This is a genomic window from Sphingopyxis granuli (assembly GCF_001559015.1).
Classification (GTDB): Bacteria; Pseudomonadota; Alphaproteobacteria; order Sphingomonadales; family Sphingomonadaceae; genus Sphingopyxis; species Sphingopyxis granuli.
In genome coordinates this window covers 4,429,501-4,451,068 of sequence record NZ_CP012199.1, presented here as the reverse complement: position 1 = coordinate 4,451,068, position 21,568 = coordinate 4,429,501, and the positions used below count along the sequence as shown (strand labels likewise).

Here is a 21,568-nt window from a genome sequence, read left to right as displayed (position 1 = left end):
CCTGAGTGGTTCGCAGGAGGAACCTCGTCGGACCCCGCCGCCTTTTTCGAAGAGGAGAGCGTGCGGCGGCGGGTGTCCTGTCCGGTCGATCAATAGGTGTAGGCGCGCTCGCCATGTTCGCCGAGGTCGAGCCCTTCGCGCTCGACCTCCTCGCTGACGCGCAGCCCGGTGAGCGCCTTGGCGACGGTGATGGCGATGGCGGTGCCGACGCCGGCCCAGACGATCGTCGTGCCGACCGCCAGCACCTGCGTGACGAACTGGCCGCCGATCGCATAATCGGCCCCGCCGGGCCCGCCGAGACCGGGGGCATAGACGATGGCGGTGCCGAGCGCCCCGACGATGCCGCCGACGCCGTGGATGCCGAAGGCGTCGAGCGAGTCGTCGTAGCCGAGCCGCGGCTTGAGGACGGTCACCATGTAGAAGCAGATCACCGACGCCGCCGCGCCCAGGACGATGGCGCCGAACGGCCCCGCGTTGCCGGCGGCGGGCGTCACCGCGACCAGCCCGGCGATGATGCCCGAGCAGAAGCCGAGCGCCGACGGCTTGTGCCCCGCGACCTTCTCCGCGATCATCCAGAACAGCCCGGCCGACGCGGTGGCGACGAAGGTGTTGATCATCGCCAGCGCCGCCGAACCGTTTGCTTCGAGCGCCGACCCGGCGTTGAAGCCGAACCAGCCCACCCACAGCAGGCCGGTGCCGACCATCGTCAGCGTCAGCGCGTGCGGCGCCATGATCTCTTTCTGATAGCCGATGCGCTTGCCGAGGATCAGCGCCGCCACCAGCGCCGAGACACCGGCGTTGATGTGCACGACGGTGCCGCCGGCGAAATCGAGCGCGCCCATTTCGAAGAACAGGCCGCCCGCCGCCCACACCATGTGCGCGATCGGGAAATAGACGATCGTCAGCCAGACGATGCCGAACACCATGACCGCCGCGAATTTCATCCGCTCGACCGTCGCGCCCAGCACCAGCGCGAGGGTGATCGCGGCAAAGGTCATCTGAAAGCTGATGAAGACATATTCGGGCAGCTTGAAACCGTCGCTGAACGTATCGGCGAGGCTGTCGGCGGTGACGCCCGACAGGAAGAACTTGCCCCAGGCGATGAAGGCATTGCCTTCGGGGCCGAAGGCGAGGCCGTAGCCGTAACAGACCCAGACGAGCATCGCGAGGCAGGCGGCGGCGCCGACCTGCGTCATCGTCGACAGCATGTTCTTGGTGCGCGTGAGGCCGCCGTAGAAGAGCGCGAGGCCGGGCAGGATCATCGTGAGCACCAGCACGGTCGCAGTCATCATCCAGGCGACGTCGCCTTTGTCGACAACGGCTTCGACAACGGCTTCGGCGGCTTCGGGCGCGGCCTGCTGCGCCCAGGCGGGTGTCGCGGCGATCAGCGCGAGACCGGCGGCGCCGGTGGCTGCCGCCATTTTCTGTGCGAACGTCATATCAGTCCCCTTGGTCATTTTACAGCGCCGCCTCGCCGGTCTCGCCGGTGCGGATGCGCACCGCCTGGCCGACGTCGAGCACGAAGATCTTGCCGTCGCCGATCGCGCCGGTGGCGGCGCTTTGCTGCAGCGTTTCGACGACGCGCGGTGCGATTCCGTCGTCGCAGACAAGCTCGATCCGCACCTTGGGCACCATGTTCGCCGCATATTCGGCGCCGCGGTAGATTTCGGTCTGCCCCTTCTGCCGTCCGAAGCCCTTCGCCTCGGTCACGGTCATGCCGGCGATGCCGAGCGCGGTCAGCGCCTCGCGCACCTCGTCGAGCTTATATGGTTTGATGATCGCCAGGATCAGCTTCATGATGCCCCCTTTCGCTTGTGGCATCATGCTGCGGTGCAACAGCCGTGCCAGATCGGACACGGCACAGGATTTGCGCGACATTTTATGTCAAACTTTGGATTACGATAACATTATTCGTTCGAGAAATAAGCAGCATGTCGTAGATGTGCCTAAAATTTAGGCTATCGCCGCGAGATGCGATCCCGGAGCCTCGTCATTGCGAGCGGAGCGAAGCAATCGAGGGCGGTTACCGCACGCTCTGGATTGCCGCGCGGCTTCGCCGCTCGCAATGACGAGTCCATTCGCTGTCATCTCGTTCGAGGCGGAACGACGGTGGCTGGGATTGCCGCGGCTCCTGAGGGAGCCTTGCAATGACATAGCGGGTGTCCCGCGCGATCCGCCGGTTTCGACGGGAGCGCGCTCAGTCGCCGGCCTTGAATCGCGCCCAGATCGGCAGATGGTCGGAGGCGCGCGCGGCGAGCGGGCTCTGGTGGACGCCGGCGTCGACGGCTTCCAGTTCAGGCGAGGCGAAGATGCGGTCGAGCCGGGCGACCGGGCGGCGGCTGTGGAAGCTGTGGCCGGTGTCGACCGGCCGGTGCTGCGCGCCGAAGTCGGCAAGGCAGCCGCCCGTCGCGCGCCATTCGTTACAATCGCCCATCAGGATCGTCGGCAAAGGCTCGCCCTCGGCGACATGGCTCAGGATCGCGCGCGCCTGCTGGCGGCGGCGCAGGCCCGATATGTCGAGGTGCATGCCGACGACGCGCAGCCGCGTGTCGCCGATGCGCACCGTCGCCGCGACCGCGCCGCGCGGTTCGAGCGTCGGCAGGTGCAGCGAATGGCTTTCTTCGATCTCCACGCCGCGCCGCACGAGCAGCGCATTGCCGTGCCAGCCGAGGCTGAGCGGCCGGCCGTCGAGCGCGACCGGAACATAATCGCTATGATCCTCGAACATGTGCGGCGGAATCGCGCTGGCGCGGGCGCCGAAGCGGCGGTCGGCCTCCTGCAGCGCGACGATGTCGGCGTCGAGTTCGCCGAGCACCGACAGCACGCGGCCGGGATCGCGGCGGCGGTCGAGCCCGATGCCCTTGCGCATATTGTAACTGGCGACCTTGATCATCGGCGGAAGCGTCTGTCTTTCATGGGGCTGTCATCAACACGAACGGGAGTGAGATGGGGTTGCATCTAGCCGACGTCAAATTCCCTGAGCAGCGCACGTGCCTCGGCGAGTTCCTCGTCGAGGACCATCACCCGCACCGGGATCATCAGCCCGACGCTTTCGGCGATGTTCATTCCGGCGTCGAAGCACACCGCGTGCACCCCCGCGCTTTCGAGCCGCCCGCGCAGCAGCTCGGCCTCGGCTCCGTTCGGCAGGCGGATCAGTTCGACCAGCGGCATCAGGCGGCTCCCTCGATATAGCGGTCGGTCGGCCGGGTCGGCAGGCCGTCGATGCTGCGCGTGCGGCCCTGATGTTTCTCGACCCATTCGCCGGCATCGGCCTGGCGGTGATATTTCTGCAGCGTGTCGCGCTCCTGCTCCAATGCCATCCGCGGCACGCCCCAGCCACAACTCGTCTGCACGCTGTCGACGGCGATGTCGAAAATCTGCCGCGTTCCGGGGAGCAGGGTGAAATGGCGTGCCAGATCGTCCCATCCGGCATCCTGCGGCAGTACGGCGCGGCCCCGGCCATAGATGCGCAGGATCAGCGCGCTGCGGTCGAAGGCGCAGAACATCAGGGTGATGCGCCCGTCGGCGGCGAGGTGGGCGTGCGTCTCGTTGCCCGACCCGCCGAGGTCGAGCCATGCGACCCGCGTCGGCGACAGCACCCGGAAGCTGTCGGCATAGCCTTTGGGCGACAGGTTGATCCGCCCGTCGCGCGCCGCCGTCGCGGTGAAAAAGACCGGCTGCTTCGCGATGAAGGCGATGTGCCGGTCGGTCAGCGCGTCGAAAAATTCGGCCATATCGGATGCTCCGGCGGGACGGAGGCGGATTCCGTCACCAATTGCTGCCTTCTTCTATCGCGGCCTGCTCTTCGGGGCGCGTCGCGCGGCCGAGCGCGGCGTTGCGGTGCGGAAAGCGGCCGAAACGGTCGATGATCGCGAAATGCTTCTGCGCATAGTCGAGGAAGATCGGATCGGCGAGTTCGCCCATCAGGCGCAACGATTCGCGCTGGTCGGCGATGTCCTCGCTATGTTCGAACGGCAGATAGGCGAACTGGCGCCGCGTATCGGGCCACGCCTTGTCCCAGCCGCGCTCGACGATGCCGCGCGCGATCGCGCGGGCGAGGCTGTCGGTGGCGAAGGCGTCGGCATGGCCGCGAAAGATGTTGCGCGGCACCTGATCGAACAGGATGGCCGCGGCGAGCGCGGTATCGGGGTCCGACAGAAAGGCCGCGGCCGGCTGCGACCGCAGCGCGGCGTGCCAGTCGGCCGCGCGTTCGCGCACCGCCGCATCGAATTCGGGACCGCCGCCATACCAGTCGGCCATGCCGTGGGCGTCGAACCAGAAGCCCAGCAATTGCTGCGCCCAATCGGCAGGCGGCGCGGGCGGCGGCCTGTCGTCGTCGTCGGTCATGGCGGGGTCCTTTCGGGTGACGGTCTCATGATGGCGGGCGCACTCTGGATTGCCGCGCCCTTGGGATCAAGCCGGCGCATATCCCTTCCGGATATCGACCGCCCTGTTCCCCGACGAAAGCCGGGGTCCAGGTCAGGTAGCGCTGCGTATTGGACCCCGGCTTGTGCCGGGGACCGACACCATGCTCGAAGGAACGCCGTCGCGGGCGGCGTCAGTCGGATGCGGCCCGGCGATAGGGAACGAATTTGCCGAGGCCGACGAAACCGCGATAGAAATGGCTGGTGCGGTCGTGCAGTTCGACCGTGTCGATGCTGCACAGCCGCCCGGTCGGCAGCTTCGTCACCAGCACGACGTCGTCGTTCAGCGATTCGGCGCCGGTAGTGGGCCGGTTGACCCACAAGGTGCCGCCGATGCGATAGACGATCGCGGTCTTGTCGATCACCTGCGAATCGCTGACCGAGGACAGGGTGATGCAATCCTGCGGCTCGCCGGCGGTGCGGCCTTCGAGCAGTTTGGCGAGCTGCGCCTCGGGCGCGAGCTTCTCTTTCGCGACGGCTGGCGTCGCAACGAGCGCCGTGGCGGCGATGAGGACGGGAACAAGCGAACGCATGGCTCGACTCCTTAGGTTGTTATCCTCACCCTCGGTTCGCTCTAGCCGCATCCGCGTGAACCGGGCCTGACTCGTCGGTCAGCACGCTCCGTCGGGCAATGGTATGCCGAGCGGCCCCTTGCACTTCTTCTTCCTGGGCTTTTCGGCCGGCGCGCTCGCGTCGCCGGCACCGCCTGCCGCGCCCATGCCCCCGAAATCAGCGCCGATCATCAGCATGGTGTGCGAACGGAAGCGCACCTTCGCCGTCCAGTCGATGTTCCACACCGCATTGCCCGCGGGCTTCGGCGGATAGGCGAAGTTGGCCTCTGGCCCAAAGGCGTTGAGGTTGCCCATCAGCATCTCGCCCGACGCCTTCTTGACCTCGGCGGGGATCTGGCAGCTCGTCTGCGTCGGCGGCATCACGATCTTCTTAGTGACCAGATTGGCGACGACCGAGGGCGGCAGCCAGTCCCACAGCCCGCCGCCGAATTCGCGCGCGCTGCTGCTCGTCCACCACACCATGTCGCCGCCGGCGCCGCCGCGGTCCATGCCCCCGAAGGCCCAGGCGACATAGCCGGTCGCGGGCGCAAGCTGGTTCCAGCGGATCAGGATCGACCCGTCCGCCTGCTGCGCGGTCGAGGCATTCAGCGCGGGCATATAATCCTGCGCGAGGGTGAAGCTGATGTCGGGGCCGACATTGCCCGCGATGCGGTGCGCGCCGAGCAGCGACGAATCCTTCGGCGGCTGCTTCGACGATTTGCTGTTCGGCCATCCGGCGTAGGATTTGCTGTTGCCCGTCGTCACCTCACGAATGCGCGGGACGGTGGAGGTGAACAGGTTCGGCGGCATCTGTCCCGCCGCCAGTTTCGCGAAGTCGATGATCACCGGCTGTCCGGGCCCGGCCTTGGCGCCGCAGCCCCAGAACAGCAGCATCCGGCCCTTCGGGCGCTCGAACCCGTCGGGCATCGTGTCGCTGGTTTCCTCGCGCGGCGCCCATTTGCCGGGCTCGGGGCCGAGCAGGGGCACCGACTTGCCGAGTTTCGTCTGCGGCTCGAAATAATGGTCGGCGCGCACCGGCGGGCTGGTCGGCGCCTGATTCGATCCGAGCCGGAGGTCGAGCGTATGCGCCACCTTGCTGTCGGGACCGCCGCCCAACATCATGCCGAGCGCGCTGCCCATGCCGCCGCCGCCGGCCGCCATCGCGGCGAAGCCCGACGCGGTCGCGACGTCCATCTCATAGCGTTCCTTGGGGCCGCTCGTCTTTTGCGCCGATCCCGGAACGGCGGCGAGCATCGCGGCGATCGCCGCCACGGAAACGAAATGCAGACTCGAACGCATGTCAATCCTCCCCTGTCATCGGGATCAATCCCGGCGGATGGCGCGGCCCGAATATTCTTGTGCTTTATGGGCTTATAGGCTGCCCGGCCCAAAGCGCCAAGCCAATGACGCACATCACAGGCGCGTCGTTCAGGGGATGGGGCGGGGTGGGCCGTCAGGCCGTCCCGCCCACCGTCAGGCCGCTGACCAGCAGCGTCGGCTGGCCGACGCCGGCGGGGACGCTCTGGCCGCCCTTGCCGCAGATGCCGATGCCCTCGTCGATCGCCATGTCGTTGCCAATGCCGACGACCTTGGTCAGCACGCTCGGGCCGTCGCCGATCAGCGTCGCGCCCTTGATCGAATCGCCGATCCGGCCGTTCTCGATCCTGTAGGCCTCGGTGCAGGAAAAGACGAATTTGCCCGACACGATGTCGACCTGCCCGCCGCCGAAGCTCTTGGCGAAGATGCCGGTCTTGACGCGGCTCAGCAGTTCGGCGGGATCGTCGCTGCCGCCGCGCATGAAGGTGTTGGTCATCCGCGGCATCGGCGCGTGGGCAAAGCTTTCGCGGCGGCCGTTGCCCGTCGGCTCGGCGCCCATCAGCCGCGCGTTGAGGCGGTCCTGCATATAGCCCTTGAGGATGCCGTCCTCGATCAGCACCGTCTCGCCGGTCGGCGTCCCCTCGTCGTCGATCGACAGCGAGCCGCGGCGGCCGCCGCCAACCGGGCTTTCGAGGCTGCCGTCGTCGACTACGGTGACGCCGGGGGCGGCGACGCGCTCGCCGATGCGGCCCGAAAAGGCGCTGGTGCCCTTGCGGTTGAAATCGCCCTCCAGCCCGTGGCCGACCGCCTCGTGCAGCAGCACGCCGGGCCAGCCGGGGCCGAGCAGCACGGTGAACTCGCCCGCCGGGGCATCGACCGCGCGCAGGTTGACGAGCGCCTGGTCGAGCGCCGCGTCGATCGCGCGGTTCCACTGCGCCTCCTCGAACAGATGGTCGTACATGTAGCGGCCGCCGAGCCCGAAATAGCCGCTTTCGCGCCGGCCGTTCTCCTCGACGACGATGCTGACGTTCAGGCGGACGAGCGGCCGGATGTCGGTGGCGAGGAAGCCGTCGGCGCGGACGATCTCGACCACCGACCAGCTTCCCGCAAGCGCGACCGACACCTGCACGACGCGCGGGTCGCGCGCGCGCGCGGCGGCGTCGACCTTCTGGCAGAGATCGACCTTCTTCGCGAAGGGAATGAGGTCGAGCGGATTCGCCTCGTCATAGAGGTGGCGGTTGGTGCGCGGCGGCGGCGCGGCGTGCGCCTGCCTTGCGGGGTCGAGCAGCGCCAGCGTCTCGGCGGCGCGGCGGATCGCGCCGGCGCTGATGTCGCTCGCATGCGCGAAGCCCGTCATCTCGCCCGACACGGCGCGCAGGCCGAAACCGGCGTCGGTCGAATAGTCGGCGGTCTTGAGCCGCCCGTCGTCGAAGCCGAAGCTCTCGGTCGCGCGATATTGCAGGTAGAGTTCGCCGTCGTCGGCCTGGGCGAGCGCTTCGCGCGCAAGGCGCTGTGCGAGATCGGGATCGAGCGCGTCGGCACGATAGAGGAAGCGGCGGGGGTCGGTCGGGCTTGTCATCGCCCCGATATAGGCGGGTCGGCGCGCCCGCGAAAGGGCGCGATCCGAATTTGGCTGCCGACCTCAGTCGTGATCGGCGACGCCGCCGATCAGCACGAAGCGGCGATCGCAATAGCCGCAGTCGATGAAGCCGTCGTCGGGATCGATCTCCAGCCACACGCGCGGGTGGCCGAGCGCGGCATGAGTGAGGCCGTCGCCTGTGCCGTCGCAGGCGATGCGGGTTTTCGAGACGCGAAGCGTTTCGGGGGCGGGGGCAGCGTTGGTCATCGCCGGCGCCCATAGCAAGCGCGGCGGGCCTCGGCAATCGGCTGCGGACGGTCAGAGATAGTCGAGCGTGATGGTGAAGCTGCCGCTGTAATCGCCCGGTGCCTGATTCGCGTTGACCTCGAGCGTCGCGCCGACCGGAAAGTTGAAATTGCCGAGCGTGGAGGTGATGCGAAAGCGCGTCGGCGCGGTCGACAGCATCGCGGTCGGCGTGCTGCCGATCTCGAAATCGCGCACGCGCATCCGCTGGCCGGGCCCGGTGATCCAGATGCTGTTGGCGCCGAGCGAGATGTTGACCTGCCGGTTATAGCTGCCGAGGCCGGCGAAGCGCGCCGGTTCGCCGCCGCCGCCGGCCAGCGTGACGCCGCCGGTGCGCGTGCGCGCGCCGTCGGGGGCGACGCGCACCGTTCCGGCGCCGATCGCCGCGACGATGTCGCCAAAATCGAGGTCGCTCACCTTGAAGAAGGACAGCGGCCGCAGCACGATGGCGTCCGCTTCGCCCTGGGCGCTGGCCTGGGCGAAGGCCGGCGCGCCGATGGCCGGGGCCATGGTGAGCGCGCAGGCGGCGATGCCGCGCAGCAGGGGCTGCGGGGATAGGGTGTGTCTGGTCCTCACCCGCTTTCCTCTAGCGGCGATGTCGGAAAATAGCGTTGCCCATCGTGGTAAAGAAATGCTTGCCGTCCAGCCCCTTTCGTCCGCGCGGGGCGAAGGCTATGGAGGCGCGATGAGTGAAGCCGCGATCCGCATCGACGCCGTCTCCAAAATCTATGCCGGCGGCAAGCAGGCGCTCGACCATGTCAGCTTCGAGGTGCCGCGCGGGCAGATATTCGGCCTGCTCGGCCCCAATGGCGCGGGCAAGTCGACGCTGATCAACATCCTCGCCGGATTGATCAACAAGACGAGCGGCCGCGCCAGCATCTGGGGCTTCGACATCGACGCCGATCCGCGCAACGCCAAATATTCGATCGGCATCGTGCCGCAGGAAATCGTCTTCGACCCCTTTTTCACCCCCTATGAGACGCTCGAGATCCAGGCCGGGCTCTATGGCGTGCCGAAGGCGCAGCGCATTTCGGACGAACTGCTCGCCGCGGTGCACCTCGCCGACAAGCGCGACGCCTACGCCCGCACCCTGTCGGGCGGGATGAAGCGCCGCCTGCTCGTCGCCAAGGCGATGGTCCACTCGCCGCCGATCATCGTCCTCGACGAACCGACCGCCGGGGTCGACATCGAGCTTCGCCAGCAGCTCTGGGACTATGTCCAGCGCCTCAACGACCGCGGCGTCACCGTGGTGCTGACCACCCATTATCTGGAAGAGGCCGAGGAGCTGTGCGATCGCATCGCGATCATCAACCACGGCCGGCTGATCGCCAACAAGCCGACGCGCGAGATGGTCGACATGGCGCGCGAGAAGGTGGTGGTGGTCACGCTCGACCGCGACGTCACGGTGCTGCCGTCGCACCCCGCCTTCGACCGGGTCGAGCGCGAGGGCGAGCGCGGGCTCGCCATCGCCTACAACAAGGACCGGATGAATGCGGGCGAGGTGCTCGCGGCGGTGAATGCGATGGGCCATGGCATCGTCGACGTCTCGACGCGCGAAGCCGATCTGGAGGACGTGTTCCTGAACCTGACGCGGGCGGCGAATGGATGAAAGCAGCGCTTTTCCTCCCCTCCCGCAGGCGGGAGGGGCCGGGGGTGGGCCTGTCCGCAAGTTTCGCCCGCGCGAGACGCTGAAAGCGCAAAGGCTTCGCCGGGAAGCCACGCCGTCCGAACGAATATTATGGCGCGCATTGTCCAGGCGCCAGCTCGAAGGCTGGAAATTCAGCAGGCAAATGCCGATAGGCCCCTATGTGGCCGATTTTCTTTGTCGCGAAGCAAAGCTGGTCGTCGAACTCGATGGTATCTCTCATGAATCGCGACAGGATGAAGATCGGCGCAGGGATGGCTATCTGCGCTCGCAAGGGTATCAGACGCTACGTTTTGCAAACGCCGATGTTGTGTCGAATCTGGAAGGTGTGTTGATGGCGATTCTTGCCGCGTTGAATTCGGGCCCACCCCCGACCCCTCCCGCCTGCGGGAGGGGAGGCGCATGACCGGAGCAGCATCCCACGACGTCATCATCATCGGCTCCGGTGCCGCGGGGCTGACCGCGGCGATCAGCCTTGCCGACCATTGCCGGGTGCTCGTCCTCGCCAAGGGCAATCTGACCGGCGGGTCGACCGCCTGGGCGCAGGGCGGGATCGCGGCGGTGCTCGACGCCGGCGACACGTTCGAAAATCATATCGAGGACACGATGGTCGCGGGCGCGGGGCTCAACCGGCGCGAAACGGTCGAGTGCGTCGTCGAGAATGCGCCGCATGCCATCGAACGGCTGATCCAGATGGGCGTCCCCTTCAACATGGAAAAAGGCGCGCTGCATCTGACGCGCGAGGGCGGGCATTCGCACCGCCGCATCGTCCATGTCGACGACGCGACCGGCTGGGCGGTGCAGGCGGCGCTGCTCAAGACGGCGGAGGAGCACCCGAACATCACGCTGCTGCCGGGACAGGCGTGCATCGACCTGATCACCGGCCGGCACGAGGAACGCTATTCGGGGTCGGGCCGCGTCTGGGGCGTCTATGCGCTCGACGAGGCGACCGGGCAGGTCCACGCGCATGTCGGCCGCGCGACGATCCTCGCCAGCGGCGGGGCGGGGCGCGTCTATCAATTCTCGACCGCGCCGCGCGGCGCGACCGGCGACGGCATCGCGATGGCGTGGCGCGCGGGCGCGCGCGTCTCCAACATGGAGATGATGCAGTTCCACCCGACCTGCCTCTACAATCTGGAGGTCAAGAATTTTCTGATCACCGAGGCGGTGCGCGGCGAAGGCGGGATATTGAAGCATCCGGTGACTGGCCACCGCTACATGCCCGATTACGACCCGCGCGCCGAACTGGCGCCGCGCGACGTCGTCGCGCGCGCGAACGACGACCAGATCAAGCGCTACGGCCTCGACTATGTCCACCTCGACATCAGCGACCGCGATCCCGCTTTCGTCGCGGGGCATTTCCCGAACATCCACGAAAAGCTGCTGACGCTCGGCATCGACATGACGACGGGGCCGATCCCGGTGGTACCGGCGCAGCATTATACATGCGGCGGAGTATTGATCGACCTCGCCGGGCGCACCGACCTGCCCGGCCTCTACGCCGCGGGCGAATGCACCGAAAGCGGGCTGCACGGCGCGAATCGCCTCGCGTCGAACAGCCTGCTCGAATGCTTCGTGTTCGGCGAGGCGGCGGCACGCGACATCGTCGCGCGCTGGGACGCACTCGACGCGCCCCCGGCGATCCGCCCGTGGGACGAAAGCCGCGTCACCGATTCGGATGAAGAGGTGGTCATCAAGCAGAACTGGACCGAGATTCGCCGCTTCATGTGGAATTACGTCGGCATCGTCCGCACGACCAAGCGGCTCGAACGCGCGCAGCACCGCATCAACATGCTGACGCACGAGATCGAGGATTATTACGGCCATTTCCGCGTGACGACCGACCTGATCGAACTGCGCAACCTGCTACAATGCGCCGAACTGATCGTCCGCAGCGCCCTCCACCGCAAGGAAAGCCGCGGGCTGCACTATACGCTCGACTATCCCGACATGCTGCCCGAGGCGGTCGACACGGTCTTGGTGCCTTGAGGTTGGCGTAGGAAAATCTCACGCAAAGGCGCGAAGGCGCAAAGAAGAAAATATGTCAGCCGCGATAATTGTTCGCGACGCGCCGGATGCCCTCTTTGAAGGTTTCACCGCCAAAGTTAATGAGCAGGCCGAGCGGAAGGTCGAGCAGGCGAAGATAGGTCAGCACCTGTTTGCCGTGCAGCGGCGATAGCCGCTCCACCGATTTGAGTTCGACGAGCAATTTTCCGTCGATCAGAAGGTCGGCCCGAAAGCCTTCGGGCAATTCGACGCCATCATAGCGGATCGGAATCGGCGCCTGTCTCTGAACGCCGAGGCCACGACGTGCGAGTTGGTCGAACATGATCGCCTCATAGACCGATTCGAGCAGTCCCGGACCCAGATTCTTGTGCAAATGAAATCCGCAATCGACGGTGATTCTCGCCAATTCCTCGATATCCAATATCGCCCCTCCTTTGCGCCTTCGCGCCTTTGCGTGAGATTTTCTCTATCCGAACCCCTCGCTCAGAAACTGTTCCGCCAGCGCCGCGTGGAGCGCCGCGCCGCGTGCCATGACCTTTTCGTCGAGCACCATGCGGTTCGAATGCAGGCCGCAGCACGACCGCCAGTCGCTGCCTGCCTCGCTCGCGCCCAGCCAGAACATCGCGCCGGGCACCTTTTCGAGGACGTAGGAGAAATCCTCCGCGCCCATCACCGGATTGTCCATCGTCAGCCACGCCGCCTCGCCGAACGTCGATTCGACCACCGACTGGCCGAAGGCGACGGCGCGGCTGTCGCAGATGGTGACGGGGAAGCCTTCCTCGATATCCACCTCGGCGGTGCAGCCGTGCGCTTCGGCGATCGCGGGGGCGAGGCGCTTCAGTTCCTTCGCGACCATCGCGCGGCAGTGCGGCGACAGGGTGCGGATCGTGCCGAGCATCTCGGCCGTTTCTGGGATGATGTTGTACGTCGTACCCGCCGCGATCTTCGCGACGGTGACGACCGCGGGGTCGAAGACCGAGACGCGGCGCGTCACCATCGTCTGGATCGCGGTGACGATCTCGCAGGCCACGGGAATCGGGTCGACCGCGTCCTGCGGCATCGAGGCATGGCCGCCCGCGCCCTTGACGGTGATCTGGAGCACGTCGGACGAGGCGAGCAGCGGCCCGGCGCGCCCGGCGAAGACGCCGTGCGGTGCGTTGGGCATGATGTGGAGCGCGAAGGCAGCATCGGGCAGCGGATCGAGCAGGCCGTCCTCCAGCATGAAGCGCGCGCCGTGGTGCCCCTCCTCGCCCGGCTGGAACATGAACATCACCGTGCCGGCCAACCGCTCGCGCGCCGCGCACAGCAGCTTTGCCGCGCCGACGAGCATCGCGACATGGGTGTCGTGCCCGCAGGCGTGCATCGCGCCGCTGGTTTCGGACGTGAAATCGAGTCCGGTGTCCTCGACCAGCGGCAGCGCGTCCATGTCGCCGCGCAGCAGCACGGTGCGGCCGTTGGCGGGGCCGCGGAGGATGGCGACCAGGCCGGTGGTCGACGGCCCCTCGCGCAGTTCGAGCGGCAGTCCGGCGAGTGCATCCTTGATCTTCGCGAGCGTCTTCGGATTCTGCAGGCCCAGCTCGGGTTCGCGGTGGATCGCGCGGCGCAGGGTGACGAGGTCGTCGAGAAGCGTCTCGGCTTCGGTGGGCCAGCCTCGGGCCATGTCGGTCATGTTGATATTTCTCCAGACGAAAGATGCGCGGCGAAACGGCAATGCTGCGCCGCGCGGACTCGCGCGTCAAGCCGGACCGCCGCGCCGCGGGGTGCGGCTGGCATCGACGATCGAAATTGGGGCTCGATTTCCGCGTCGCGGCGCTTAAGGTCGCGCCCCATGACCAGAACCATGCTCCTCGGCGGCCTTGCCGCCCTCGCCCTTGTTTCCGTTCCCGCCGCGGCGCAGTCGTCGCCCGAGGCGGTCGCCGAGGCCGCGCTCAAGGCCGCGCCGGTGTTCGACGGCCACAACGACGTGCCCTGGGCGCTGCGCGGGCGCGTGGGCAACATGATCAACGATTTCGATTTCCGCGACACGCAGCACACCGCGAAGCCCGGCGCGACGCCGCCGGTTCAGCCGATGCACACCGATCTTGCGCGGCTGCGCAAGGGGCGCGTCGGCGCGCAATTCTGGTCGGTCTACGTCCCGTCGAACGACGATGAATCCGAAGCGGTCGTGCAGACGCTCGAACAGATCGACGTGATGAAGCGGCTCATCGCGCGCTATCCCGACGACCTCGCTCTGGCGACGAATTCGGCCGAGCTCGAAAAGGCGATGAAGGCGGGCCGGATCGCCGGCATGCTGGGGATGGAAGGCGGCCAGTCGATCGCCTCCTCGCTGGCGGTGCTGCGCGACATGTATGCGCTCGGCGCGCGCTACATGACGCTGACGCACGGCCGGGCGACCCCGTGGGGCGACAGCGCCACCGATGCGCCGGTGCACGACGGGCTGACCGATTTCGGGCGCCAGGTGGTGCAGGAGATGAACCGCCTCGGCATGATCGTCGACCTCAGCCACACCAGCGAGGCGACGATGAAGGACGCGCTCGAAGCGTCGCGCGCGCCGGTGATGTTCAGCCATTCGGGAGTGCGCGGGATCAACGATCATCCGCGCAACGTCCCCGATTCGGTGCTCCCGCTCGTCAAGGCGAACGGCGGCATCGTCATGGTCGTGCTGCTGCCCGGCTTCCTCGATGCCGACGTCCGCGCGCACGGCCTGTCGCGCACCGCCGAGCAGGCGCGGCTGAAGGCGCAGTATCCGGGCGATCCCGCCGCGGCGAAAAGGGCGCTGGCCGACTGGGACAGGGCGAACCCCGCGCCGACGACCGATGTCGCGAAGGTGGCCGACCATGTCGACTATCTGAAGAAAGCGATCGGGGTCGACCACATCGGGCTCGGCGGCGATTATGACGGTATGGATTCGGCGCCGGTCGGGATGGAGGACGTGTCGGGCTATCCGGCGCTATTCGTCGAGTTGGCGAAGCGCGGCTACACGCAGGCCGAGCTTCAGAAGATCGCCAGCGGCAACATGCTGCGCGTGCTGAAGGCGGTCGAGACCTATGCCGCGAGCCGCAAGGGGCAACCGCCGATCGAAACCCCGGTCGTGAAATAGCGCTGCGCGCTATGGTCGGCGTGCGCGCTCGCGGGCGTGCCGTCGCCCGAACGGCCATTCGATTGCGCCGCTCGTCCATAGCGCCCACCAGATGATCAGAGGTTGTGCGGCGAGGCGCGGCGCGTGATATCCCCAGCCCAGCGTCGTGCCGTCGATCGCGATATGATGAACCGCATGATGCACATTGGCGGGCCAGACGCACAGCGCATAGAGGGCGAGCGCCCAGCCGGCCGTCCGGCGCATGGCGGGAAAAAGCAGCCCCGCTGCCCCTGCAATCTCCGCAACGCCGGTCGCCGCGACGACGAAAGCGGGCTGCGGCACCCACGGCGGGGTGATGGCGAGGAAGGGCGCGGGCGTCGCCAGATGTCGGTAGCCCGCATAGGCATAAGCGAGCGCGAGCAGCCAGCGCAGCGCCGCGCGGGCGTGCTCCATCAGCGGCCGATAGCGGCGAGCATCGCCTCGACGCTGGTGAACTTCTCGCGCGGATTGCCGTCGAGCGCGGCCTTGACCTCGGCGTCCTCGATCCGCCGCCAGTCGCGGAAGGTGACGGGCGTCACGCCGCGGCTCGCGAGCAGCGCGTCGAGGCCGGGTCGCCCCGCCTTGCCGGCGCCGCGGCCGATGTCCGCGAGCACCATCTCGGCGATGTGCATGCCGTCGGGCTTGTTGGTGCCGATCGTCCCGCTCGGTCCGCGCCGCGCCCAGCCGACGCAATAGAGGCCGGGCAGGATGCGCCCCTCGTCGTTGGCGAAGCGGCCGCGGCCATGCTCATAGGGGACGCCGGGGATCGGCGGCGTCTGGTAACCGATGCAGCTGATCACCAGCCCCGCCTCGATCGCGTAGCGCTCGCCGGTGCCGTGGCTGCGCAGTTCGGCGTCGAGTTCGGTCTTCTCGACGATGACGCGCTGGACGCGGCCGTTCCCGCTCTCGGTGCCCTCGATCGCGACTGGCATGGCGAAGAAGTCGAAATCGATCGTCACCGGCTTGGCGACCGGATTGGCGGCGAAACTGCGCAGATGCGTCACCGACTTGCGCATGCCGGGTTCGAGCATCGCATCGTCGCCCTCCTGCGGCAGGTCGGCGGGGTCGACGCGCGGGCTGGCGCGCTCGAGATGGCCCAGCTCGCCAAGCTCCTTCGGCGTCATCGCGATCTGGTGCGGGCCGCGGCGGCCGAGGATGTGGATATGCCGCACGCCGCTCGCCGCCAGCGCTTCGCGCGCGTGCGCGACGATGTCGCTGCCGGCGAACTCGGCGGGCGTCTTGGCGAGGATGCGCGCGACGTCGAGCGCGACATTGCCGTTGCCGATCACCGCGACGCCGGGGGCGTCGAGCGGCGGATTCAGGTCGGCGAAATCGGGGTGGCCGTTGTACCAGCCGACGAAGGCCGCGCTGCCGATCACGCCCGGGCGGTCGGCCCCCGGAATCGCGAGCGGCCGGTCGTGCGGCGCGCCGGTGGCGAGCACGACGGCGTCGTAAAGATCGGTCAGTTCGTCGATGCCGACATCGCTGCCGACCGCGACATGGCCGACGAAGCGGACATTGTCGGTCAGCGCGACGCCTTCATAGCGCCGCGACACCGCCTTGATCGACTGATGGTCGGGGGCGACTCCGGTGCGGATCAGGCCATAGGGGACGGGCAGGCGGTCGATGACGTCGATCGCGATATCGTCGGCTTTCTGCAAGGTTTCGGCGGTATAATAGCCCGCCGGGCCCGACCCGACGATCGCGACATGACGCATCAGTCCACCTCCATCGGCGGGGCCTGCACCCGGGGAGCGGCCCCATTGTTATCGACGCGATGCTAGCGGCGATTCGCGCGAGGGCAAGCGTGCTTGTGCATGGGCGTACCGGCCTTGACAGGACGGTCGCGCAATCATATTGCGCCCGCCTCATTGCCCCGTCGTCTAATGGTAAGACTACGGATTCTGATTCCGTCTATCGAGGTTCGAATCCTCGCGGGGCATCCATCGCAAATGCTGCATGATCGAATGCTCGGCCCGCTGCGAAATCGGGCGTCGCGGTCGCCATGGGAATCTCCTGCCGGTGCGGAGGTTCAGGCGGGCACCACGCGGACCGGAATCGATTTGGCCGCTGGCGTGCCGCTCATCCGGTCGTAATGGTCGAGCGGCAGCAGCGGATTGAGTTCGGGGTAATAGCCTGCGACCGCGCCGCGCGGCATCGGATAGTCGATGATCGTGAGCGCATCGACCCGCCGCCGAACCCCGTTGGTGCTGATCGTTTCGAGCGCGACGGTCGCGCCCTTTTCCAGCCCGCGCGCGATGCGGTCGTCCGCGTTCATGAACAGGATCATGCGATCGTTGTAGACGCCGCGATAGCGGTCGCTGTAGCTGTAGATTGTCGTGTTGAACTGATCGTGCGAACGCACCGTCGCCAGCCTCAGCATCGCGGGGTCGTCGACCCGCGCGTCGACTTCCAGACCCGGCAGCAGCAGGAAATTCGCCTTGCCGTTCGGGGTCGGCCAGACCAGCCGCCGCGGCGGGATGTCGAGATGGAATCCCTTCGGGTCCCGGATCCGCGCCGGGAAGTCGGCGTAGATTTCGGGATAGACGTCGGCGATCCGGTCACGGATGAGGCCATAGTCGTGGATATAGGATTCCCAGGGAATCCGGCTGTCGGGAAGCGTCGCCATCGCGATGCGGCAGACGATCTCCACCTCGGACTTCAGATGTTCGCTCGCGGGCTCCAGCACGCCGCGCGACGCCGTGACGTTCGACATCGAATCCTCGATCGTGACGAACTGCTCGCCCGCCGCCGTCTCGATCCGTTCGGAGCGTGCGATCACCGGCAGGATGAGCGCGTCGCGGCCATGGACGAGGTGGCCGCGGTTGAGCTTGGTGGCGATGCCGACGGTCAGCGCCAGCCCGCGCATCGCCGAATAGGCCAGATCGGTATCGGGCACGGCGCGGACAAAATTGCCGCCCATGCCGATGAAGACCTTCGCGGTGCCCTTCAGCATCGCCTCCACCGATTCGACGGTGTGGTGCCCATGCTCGCGCGGGGGTTCGAACCCGAAGACATCGCGCACGCGGTCGAGATAGGCCTGCGAGGGCCTTTCGTTGATGCCGACGGTCCGGTCGCCCTGGACGTTGGAATGGCCGCGGATGGGGGAGATTCCGGCGCCCGGCCGCCCGAAATTGCCCTTGAGGAGAAGGATGTTCGCGACCTGCTGGACGAGCTGCGAACCCAGTTGATGCTGAGTCAGTCCCATGCCGTAGCAGATGATGGTCGCCTTCGAGCGGATGTAGATTTCGGCGCATCGCCGGATCTGGGCTTCCTCGACGCCGGAATGGGCGACGATGTCGGCCCAGTCGAGCGCCATCACCTCGTCGCGCACCGCCTCCAGGCCCGACGTATGCTCGGCGATGAAGGCGTGGTCGAGGACCGGCTCGCCCTGCGCCTCGCGCTCGAACATGACCTTCATCATGCCCTTGAGTATCGCCAGATCGCCGCCGATTCGGACGTGGACGAATTCGCTGGCGATCGGCGTCGAACCGAATGTGGCCATCTGGACGACGTCCTGCGGCTCGGTGAACTTGATGAGCGCGCGTTCGGGCATCGGATTGATCGCCACGATCGGGATGCCGCGTTTGCGCGCCTCGACCAGATTGGTCATCATGCGCGGCGAATTGGTGCCGGTATTCTGTCCGATGATGAAGATCGCCTCGGCATGCTCGAAATCCTCGAGCACGACCGTGCCCTTGCCGACCCCGATGGACGGCGGCAGGCCCCGGCTCGTCGGCTCGTGGCACATGTTCGAGCAGTCGGGAAAATTGTTGGTGCCGAACTGGCGCACGAAGATGGAATAAAGGAAGGCGGCCTCGTTGGGCGTTCGGCCGGACGTATAGAATTCCGCTTCATGCGGGCTGTCGAGCGCGCGCAGATGCTCGCCGATCAGCGCGAAGGCCTCGTCCCATGGGCAGGGCACATATCTGTCGCTCGCCGGATCGTACCGCATCGGCTCGGTGAGGCGTCCCTGCATTTCGAGCCAATAGTCGGATTTCTCCATGAGCGCGGTGACGCTGTGTTCGGCGAAGAACTCGCGCGTCACCCGGAACTTCGTGGCCTCATGCGCCAGCGCCTTCGCGCCGTTTTCGCAGAATTCCAGCGTCTTCTTGCAGTCGGCGTCGGGAAAGGCGCAGCTCGGGCATTTGAAGCCGCCCGGTTGATTCATGGCGAGCAACGCGCGCGACCCCTTGGTGACGACGCTCTGTTCGAGGAGCACCTTGGCGGTCGCCGCGGCCGCGCCCCAGCCTCCGGCCGGGCGGTCGTAGGGCTTGTAGCGCGGAGTGTCGTCAGCCATGATCAGCCATGTCCCATATGTCGGGGCAACTAAGCACGTCGGGCGCTCCTTTTCCACCGGCTATCGCATCCCGGTCTCGTGCGAGAATGGGGAAGCTGCGGCCCCGCGCGCGCCGAACCACGGCCGGTCCGCCAGACGATGCGTGAACGAGGTACGACGATCTTGCCCGAATTACGGACCATCGAACTTGCGGTGCGCCGGATCGGCCTGGCCGATCCGGGCGATTCCGAACTGCGGCGCAGCATTGCGATCGAGATGCCCGTCTCGATCGAGATATGCGGAATCGGCTATGCGGTCATGATGGCGACGCCGTCCGATCTGCGGGATTACGCCCTCGGTTTCGCGCTCAGCGAGGGCATGATCGAGCGGATCGACCAGATCCTTTCGGTCGATGTTCACGCAGTCGAAGGGGGGATGGTCGCCCGCATCGCCTTGCCCGCCGAACATGCCGACCGGGCCTTCGATCGCGCGCGGCTGCGCGTCACCGAAAGCAGTTGCGGCATCTGCGGGATGGAGAATATCGCCCAGGTCCTGAGGCCGCTGCCCGAGGTGAAGGCGCGGATCGCGACCGATCGCGGCGCGATCGCCCGCGCGCTGGCGGCGCTGCACGATCATCAGCCGCTGGGGCAGGCCACGGGCGCGGTGCACGCCGCGGCATTCTGTACGCCCGACGGCGCGATCCTGCGCGCCCGCGAGGATGTCGGGCGGCACAATGCGCTCGACAAGCTGATCGGGGCGCTCGCCGGCGAAGGCATCGACCCCGGCACCGGTTTCATCCTGCTCACCGCGCGTTGCAGCTACGAGCTGGTGGAAAAAACCGTTCGCGCCGGCTGCCCGGTGCTGGTCACCATCTCTGCGCCGACCAGCCTCGCGGTCGAACGCGCGGCGAAGGCGGGCCTGACGCTGGTCGCGCTCGCGCGGCCGGACGCGGCGCTCGTCGTCTGCGACCGTCACGGCAATATCGGATGACGATGCCGGAATCCGTCAGCCTCAAGCCCCTTCGGTGGAATTCGGAAAGGCCAGACGAGCCTTCAGGCCCCCGAGCGGACTGTTGGCGAGGATCAGCTTTCCGCCCATCGTGGCCATGGCGCGGTCGGCGGCCGCGAGGCCGAGACCGGCGCCGCCGGGCCGTTGCGCTGCTCCGACCTCCAGACGCCGGAACGGCAGCACGGCTTCCGCGCGCAGCTCGGGGGCAATGCCGGGTCCGTCGTCGTCGATGTCGATCGCTATGGCTTCGGGGTCGGTGTGCATCGATACGTCGATCCGCCGCGCATGACGGCGGGCGTTGTCGATCAGGTTGGTGATCGCGCGCTTCATCGCCACCGGCCTCGCCATCGTCTCGAACCTGTCTGGCCCCTGATAGCGGATGTCGGCCCCCAGATCCGCGGCCGTGTCCACCGCGGTCGTCACGATGGCCGCAAGGTCGACGAGCCGGGGCGCTTCCTCATCGCCGCTGCGGAAATAGGATAGCGTCGACCCGATGAAATGTTCCATCTCGCGAAGGTCCACGGCCATCGCTTCGCGCGTCTCGGGGTCGTCGATCAGCGATGCGCGCAGATGCAGGCGCTGGATCGGCGTGCGCAGGTCGTGCGACACGGCGATCAGCGATTGCGTATGATCGTCCATCGTCCGGATCAGCCGCGCCTGCATCGCGGAAAAGGCGGCGGCGACGCGGCGGACCTCGGGCGGCCCGTCGATGCGGAAGGCGCCGGTGCGGCCGTGCCCCGTCGCGTCCGCGGCTTCGGCGAGATCGCGCAGCGGTCGAATGAGCGCGCGAACCATCAGAACCGCGACCAGCAGCACGCTCAGCGTCAGCAGCAGGTGCATCGCGACGACCATGTTCGGACGCGGCGGGGCGCCCAGAAAGGGGCTGATGCGAAATGTCACGAACGAGCCGTCGGCAAGACGGCGCGCGCCGAGAAGGTCGCGCCGCCCCGGCGCGGTGGAGGGAATCAGGGTCAGCCGCAACTCGCCCGCGGCCAGGCTCGGCTCGCTGCGGGTCATCCGGTCGCGCATCGCGCCGAGCCGGACCGGCGCCGCGCCGATGTCGGTGATCACGGTCCGCGCCACCCAGTTGAGCGTCATGCCGTCGCCGGCGAGCGCATGCATCGCACGCCCCCGGTCGGGCACCGGCGCGGCGACCGCGACACGCTCCGCCTCGACCAGCCGCGCGGCGATGCGGCGAACCTGGTCCGCCGAAACGAGTTCGGGTTCCTGCCAGCGGTGCAGCGCGATGTTGCCGAGCAGTTCGAGCAGCAGCGCCGCCGCCACGACGAGCGCGATCCGCCCGACCATCCCCATCGATCGCAGGTGCCGCATCGCCA

The 21,568-nt window shown here is 67.4% G+C and carries 22 protein-coding genes and 1 tRNA gene; 6 read left to right on the top strand and 17 right to left on the bottom strand.

What is annotated here, in order from left to right:
* Positions 1 to 89: 89 nt before the first annotated feature.
* The 11 genes from SGRAN_RS20320 to SGRAN_RS20270 form a co-directional block, all read right to left on the bottom strand.
* Positions 90 to 1,439 carry an ammonium transporter gene (locus SGRAN_RS20320; protein ID WP_067186460.1) on the bottom strand — a complete coding sequence of 450 codons (1,350 nt, stop codon included), beginning with the start codon at positions 1,437 to 1,439 and terminating at the stop codon, positions 90 to 92.
* Positions 1,440 to 1,458: 19 nt separating this feature from the next.
* Entirely contained in the window at positions 1,459 to 1,797 is a 339-nt protein-coding gene (locus SGRAN_RS20315) for a P-II family nitrogen regulator (RefSeq protein WP_067112661.1), read from the bottom strand.
* Between the two features lie 400 nt (positions 1,798 to 2,197).
* On the bottom strand, positions 2,198 to 2,893 hold the full coding sequence (locus SGRAN_RS20310) for an endonuclease/exonuclease/phosphatase family protein (RefSeq protein ID WP_067186459.1): 696 nt from the start codon (positions 2,891 to 2,893) through the stop codon (positions 2,198 to 2,200).
* Between the two features lie 65 nt (positions 2,894 to 2,958).
* Positions 2,959 to 3,171 (bottom strand): putative signal transducing protein, encoded by a 213-nt coding sequence (locus tag SGRAN_RS20305; RefSeq protein WP_067111731.1) that lies wholly within the window; start codon positions 3,169 to 3,171, stop codon positions 2,959 to 2,961.
* The gene (locus tag SGRAN_RS20300; RefSeq protein WP_067186457.1) at positions 3,171 to 3,734 is read right to left on the bottom strand and encodes a pyridoxamine 5'-phosphate oxidase family protein; all 564 of its coding nucleotides are present in this window, start codon (positions 3,732 to 3,734) and stop codon (positions 3,171 to 3,173) included. The genes SGRAN_RS20305 and SGRAN_RS20300 overlap by 1 nt, the downstream gene beginning before the upstream one ends.
* 34 nt (positions 3,735 to 3,768) lie before the next feature.
* Positions 3,769 to 4,347: a DUF924 family protein gene (locus SGRAN_RS20295; RefSeq protein ID WP_067186455.1), complete on the bottom strand. Its 579-nt coding sequence runs from the start codon at positions 4,345 to 4,347 to the stop codon at positions 3,769 to 3,771.
* 211 nt (positions 4,348 to 4,558) lie between these two features.
* On the bottom strand, positions 4,559 to 4,957 hold the full coding sequence (locus SGRAN_RS20290; RefSeq protein WP_067186454.1) for a hypothetical protein: 399 nt from the start codon (positions 4,955 to 4,957) through the stop codon (positions 4,559 to 4,561).
* 78 nt (positions 4,958 to 5,035) lie between these two features.
* Positions 5,036 to 6,274: a hypothetical protein gene (locus tag SGRAN_RS20285; protein WP_067186452.1), complete on the bottom strand. Its 1,239-nt coding sequence runs from the start codon at positions 6,272 to 6,274 to the stop codon at positions 5,036 to 5,038.
* Positions 6,275 to 6,428: 154 nt separating this feature from the next.
* On the bottom strand, positions 6,429 to 7,871 hold the full coding sequence (tldD, locus tag SGRAN_RS20280) for a metalloprotease TldD (RefSeq protein ID WP_067186450.1): 1,443 nt from the start codon (positions 7,869 to 7,871) through the stop codon (positions 6,429 to 6,431).
* Positions 7,872 to 7,934: 63 nt separating this feature from the next.
* The gene (locus tag SGRAN_RS20275) at positions 7,935 to 8,138 is read right to left on the bottom strand and encodes a zinc-finger domain-containing protein (RefSeq protein WP_067111751.1); all 204 of its coding nucleotides are present in this window, start codon (positions 8,136 to 8,138) and stop codon (positions 7,935 to 7,937) included.
* Positions 8,139 to 8,189: 51 nt separating this feature from the next.
* Positions 8,190 to 8,750: a DUF4402 domain-containing protein gene (locus tag SGRAN_RS20270; RefSeq protein ID WP_234002517.1), complete on the bottom strand. Its 561-nt coding sequence runs from the start codon at positions 8,748 to 8,750 to the stop codon at positions 8,190 to 8,192.
* Positions 8,751 to 8,859: 109 nt separating this feature from the next.
* Here SGRAN_RS20270 and SGRAN_RS20265 point away from each other — a divergent pair, with 109 nt between their 5' ends.
* The 3 genes from SGRAN_RS20265 to nadB are packed head-to-tail and all read left to right on the top strand — an operon-like array spanning position 8,860 to position 11,808.
* Positions 8,860 to 9,783, top strand: a complete 924-nt coding sequence (locus SGRAN_RS20265; RefSeq protein ID WP_067187208.1) for an ABC transporter ATP-binding protein — start codon at positions 8,860 to 8,862, stop codon at positions 9,781 to 9,783.
* Complete coding sequence (locus tag SGRAN_RS21950; RefSeq protein WP_076077351.1) at positions 9,776 to 10,225, top strand: endonuclease domain-containing protein; 450 nt, start codon at positions 9,776 to 9,778, stop codon at positions 10,223 to 10,225. The genes SGRAN_RS20265 and SGRAN_RS21950 overlap by 8 nt, the downstream gene beginning before the upstream one ends.
* Entirely contained in the window at positions 10,222 to 11,808 is a 1,587-nt protein-coding gene (nadB, locus tag SGRAN_RS20260; RefSeq protein WP_067186448.1) for an L-aspartate oxidase, read from the top strand. The genes SGRAN_RS21950 and nadB overlap by 4 nt, the downstream gene beginning before the upstream one ends.
* 55 nt (positions 11,809 to 11,863) lie before the next feature.
* Here nadB and SGRAN_RS20255 read toward each other — a convergent pair whose 3' ends face one another.
* Both SGRAN_RS20255 and SGRAN_RS20250 read right to left on the bottom strand, forming a co-directional pair.
* Entirely contained in the window at positions 11,864 to 12,232 is a 369-nt protein-coding gene (locus SGRAN_RS20255) for a GxxExxY protein (RefSeq protein ID WP_404950427.1), read from the bottom strand.
* Between the two features lie 60 nt (positions 12,233 to 12,292).
* Positions 12,293 to 13,495, bottom strand: a complete 1,203-nt coding sequence (locus tag SGRAN_RS20250; protein ID WP_082737383.1) for a M20 metallopeptidase family protein — start codon at positions 13,493 to 13,495, stop codon at positions 12,293 to 12,295.
* A 159-nt stretch (positions 13,496 to 13,654) separates the two neighbouring features.
* On the opposite strand from SGRAN_RS20250, the gene SGRAN_RS20245 reads away from it, so the two are divergent.
* On the top strand, positions 13,655 to 14,926 hold the full coding sequence (locus tag SGRAN_RS20245) for a dipeptidase (protein WP_067186443.1): 1,272 nt from the start codon (positions 13,655 to 13,657) through the stop codon (positions 14,924 to 14,926).
* A gap of 9 nt (positions 14,927 to 14,935) precedes the next feature.
* Here the strand turns inward: SGRAN_RS20245 and SGRAN_RS20240 are convergent, their stop codons facing one another.
* Both SGRAN_RS20240 and SGRAN_RS20235 read right to left on the bottom strand, forming a co-directional pair.
* Positions 14,936 to 15,358, bottom strand: a complete 423-nt coding sequence (locus SGRAN_RS20240) for a DoxX family protein (protein WP_067186441.1) — start codon at positions 15,356 to 15,358, stop codon at positions 14,936 to 14,938.
* A complete protein-coding gene (locus SGRAN_RS20235; protein ID WP_067186439.1) occupies positions 15,358 to 16,662 on the bottom strand; it encodes an FAD-dependent oxidoreductase in 1,305 nt (434 codons plus the stop codon). Before SGRAN_RS20235 ends, SGRAN_RS20240 begins: the two co-directional genes overlap by 1 nt.
* 154 nt (positions 16,663 to 16,816) lie before the next feature.
* On the opposite strand from SGRAN_RS20235, the gene SGRAN_RS20230 reads away from it, so the two are divergent.
* A tRNA-Gln gene (locus tag SGRAN_RS20230) sits at positions 16,817 to 16,890 on the top strand.
* 86 nt (positions 16,891 to 16,976) lie between these two features.
* On the opposite strand, the gene SGRAN_RS20225 is transcribed toward SGRAN_RS20230, so the two are convergent.
* Positions 16,977 to 19,244 carry an FdhF/YdeP family oxidoreductase gene (locus tag SGRAN_RS20225; protein WP_067186437.1) on the bottom strand — a complete coding sequence of 756 codons (2,268 nt, stop codon included), beginning with the start codon at positions 19,242 to 19,244 and terminating at the stop codon, positions 16,977 to 16,979.
* A 162-nt stretch (positions 19,245 to 19,406) separates the two neighbouring features.
* Here SGRAN_RS20225 and fdhD point away from each other — a divergent pair, with 162 nt between their 5' ends.
* Complete coding sequence (gene fdhD / locus SGRAN_RS20220; protein WP_234002516.1) at positions 19,407 to 20,213, top strand: formate dehydrogenase accessory sulfurtransferase FdhD; 807 nt, start codon at positions 19,407 to 19,409, stop codon at positions 20,211 to 20,213.
* 21 nt (positions 20,214 to 20,234) lie between these two features.
* Here the strand turns inward: fdhD and SGRAN_RS20215 are convergent, their stop codons facing one another.
* Positions 20,235 to 21,563 (bottom strand): ATP-binding protein, encoded by a 1,329-nt coding sequence (locus tag SGRAN_RS20215; protein ID WP_158682344.1) that lies wholly within the window; start codon positions 21,561 to 21,563, stop codon positions 20,235 to 20,237.
* Between the last annotated feature and the right edge of the window lie 5 nt (positions 21,564 to 21,568).

Bases quoted from the DNA above. Each gene is read 5' to 3' on its own strand.
- SGRAN_RS20275 (WP_067111751.1), bottom strand. From the start codon at position 8,138: ATGACCAACGCTGCCCCCGCCCCCGAAACGCTTCGCGTCTCGAAAACC.
- nadB (WP_067186448.1), top strand. From the start codon at position 10,222: ATGACCGGAGCAGCATCCCACGACGTCATCATCATCGGCTCCGGTGCC.
- SGRAN_RS20305 (WP_067111731.1), bottom strand. From the start codon at position 3,171: ATGCCGCTGGTCGAACTGATCCGCCTGCCGAACGGAGCCGAGGCCGAG.
- SGRAN_RS20285 (WP_067186452.1), bottom strand. From the start codon at position 6,274: ATGCGTTCGAGTCTGCATTTCGTTTCCGTGGCGGCGATCGCCGCGATG.
- SGRAN_RS21950 (WP_076077351.1), top strand. From the start codon at position 9,776: ATGGATGAAAGCAGCGCTTTTCCTCCCCTCCCGCAGGCGGGAGGGGCC.
- SGRAN_RS20315 (WP_067112661.1), bottom strand. From the start codon at position 1,797: ATGAAGCTGATCCTGGCGATCATCAAACCATATAAGCTCGACGAGGTG.
- SGRAN_RS20295 (WP_067186455.1), bottom strand. From the start codon at position 4,347: ATGACCGACGACGACGACAGGCCGCCGCCCGCGCCGCCTGCCGATTGG.
- SGRAN_RS20250 (WP_082737383.1), bottom strand. From the start codon at position 13,495: ATGACCGACATGGCCCGAGGCTGGCCCACCGAAGCCGAGACGCTTCTC.
- SGRAN_RS20235 (WP_067186439.1), bottom strand. From the start codon at position 16,662: ATGCGTCATGTCGCGATCGTCGGGTCGGGCCCGGCGGGCTATTATACC.
- SGRAN_RS20240 (WP_067186441.1), bottom strand. From the start codon at position 15,358: ATGGAGCACGCCCGCGCGGCGCTGCGCTGGCTGCTCGCGCTCGCTTAT.
- SGRAN_RS20300 (WP_067186457.1), bottom strand. From the start codon at position 3,734: ATGGCCGAATTTTTCGACGCGCTGACCGACCGGCACATCGCCTTCATC.
- SGRAN_RS20265 (WP_067187208.1), top strand. From the start codon at position 8,860: ATGAGTGAAGCCGCGATCCGCATCGACGCCGTCTCCAAAATCTATGCC.
- SGRAN_RS20320 (WP_067186460.1), bottom strand. From the start codon at position 1,439: ATGACGTTCGCACAGAAAATGGCGGCAGCCACCGGCGCCGCCGGTCTC.
- SGRAN_RS20290 (WP_067186454.1), bottom strand. From the start codon at position 4,957: ATGCGTTCGCTTGTTCCCGTCCTCATCGCCGCCACGGCGCTCGTTGCG.
- SGRAN_RS20215 (WP_158682344.1), bottom strand. From the start codon at position 21,563: ATGCGGCACCTGCGATCGATGGGGATGGTCGGGCGGATCGCGCTCGTC.
- tldD (WP_067186450.1), bottom strand. From the start codon at position 7,871: ATGACAAGCCCGACCGACCCCCGCCGCTTCCTCTATCGTGCCGACGCG.
- SGRAN_RS20310 (WP_067186459.1), bottom strand. From the start codon at position 2,893: ATGATCAAGGTCGCCAGTTACAATATGCGCAAGGGCATCGGGCTCGAC.
- SGRAN_RS20245 (WP_067186443.1), top strand. From the start codon at position 13,655: ATGACCAGAACCATGCTCCTCGGCGGCCTTGCCGCCCTCGCCCTTGTT.
- SGRAN_RS20225 (WP_067186437.1), bottom strand. From the start codon at position 19,244: ATGGCTGACGACACTCCGCGCTACAAGCCCTACGACCGCCCGGCCGGA.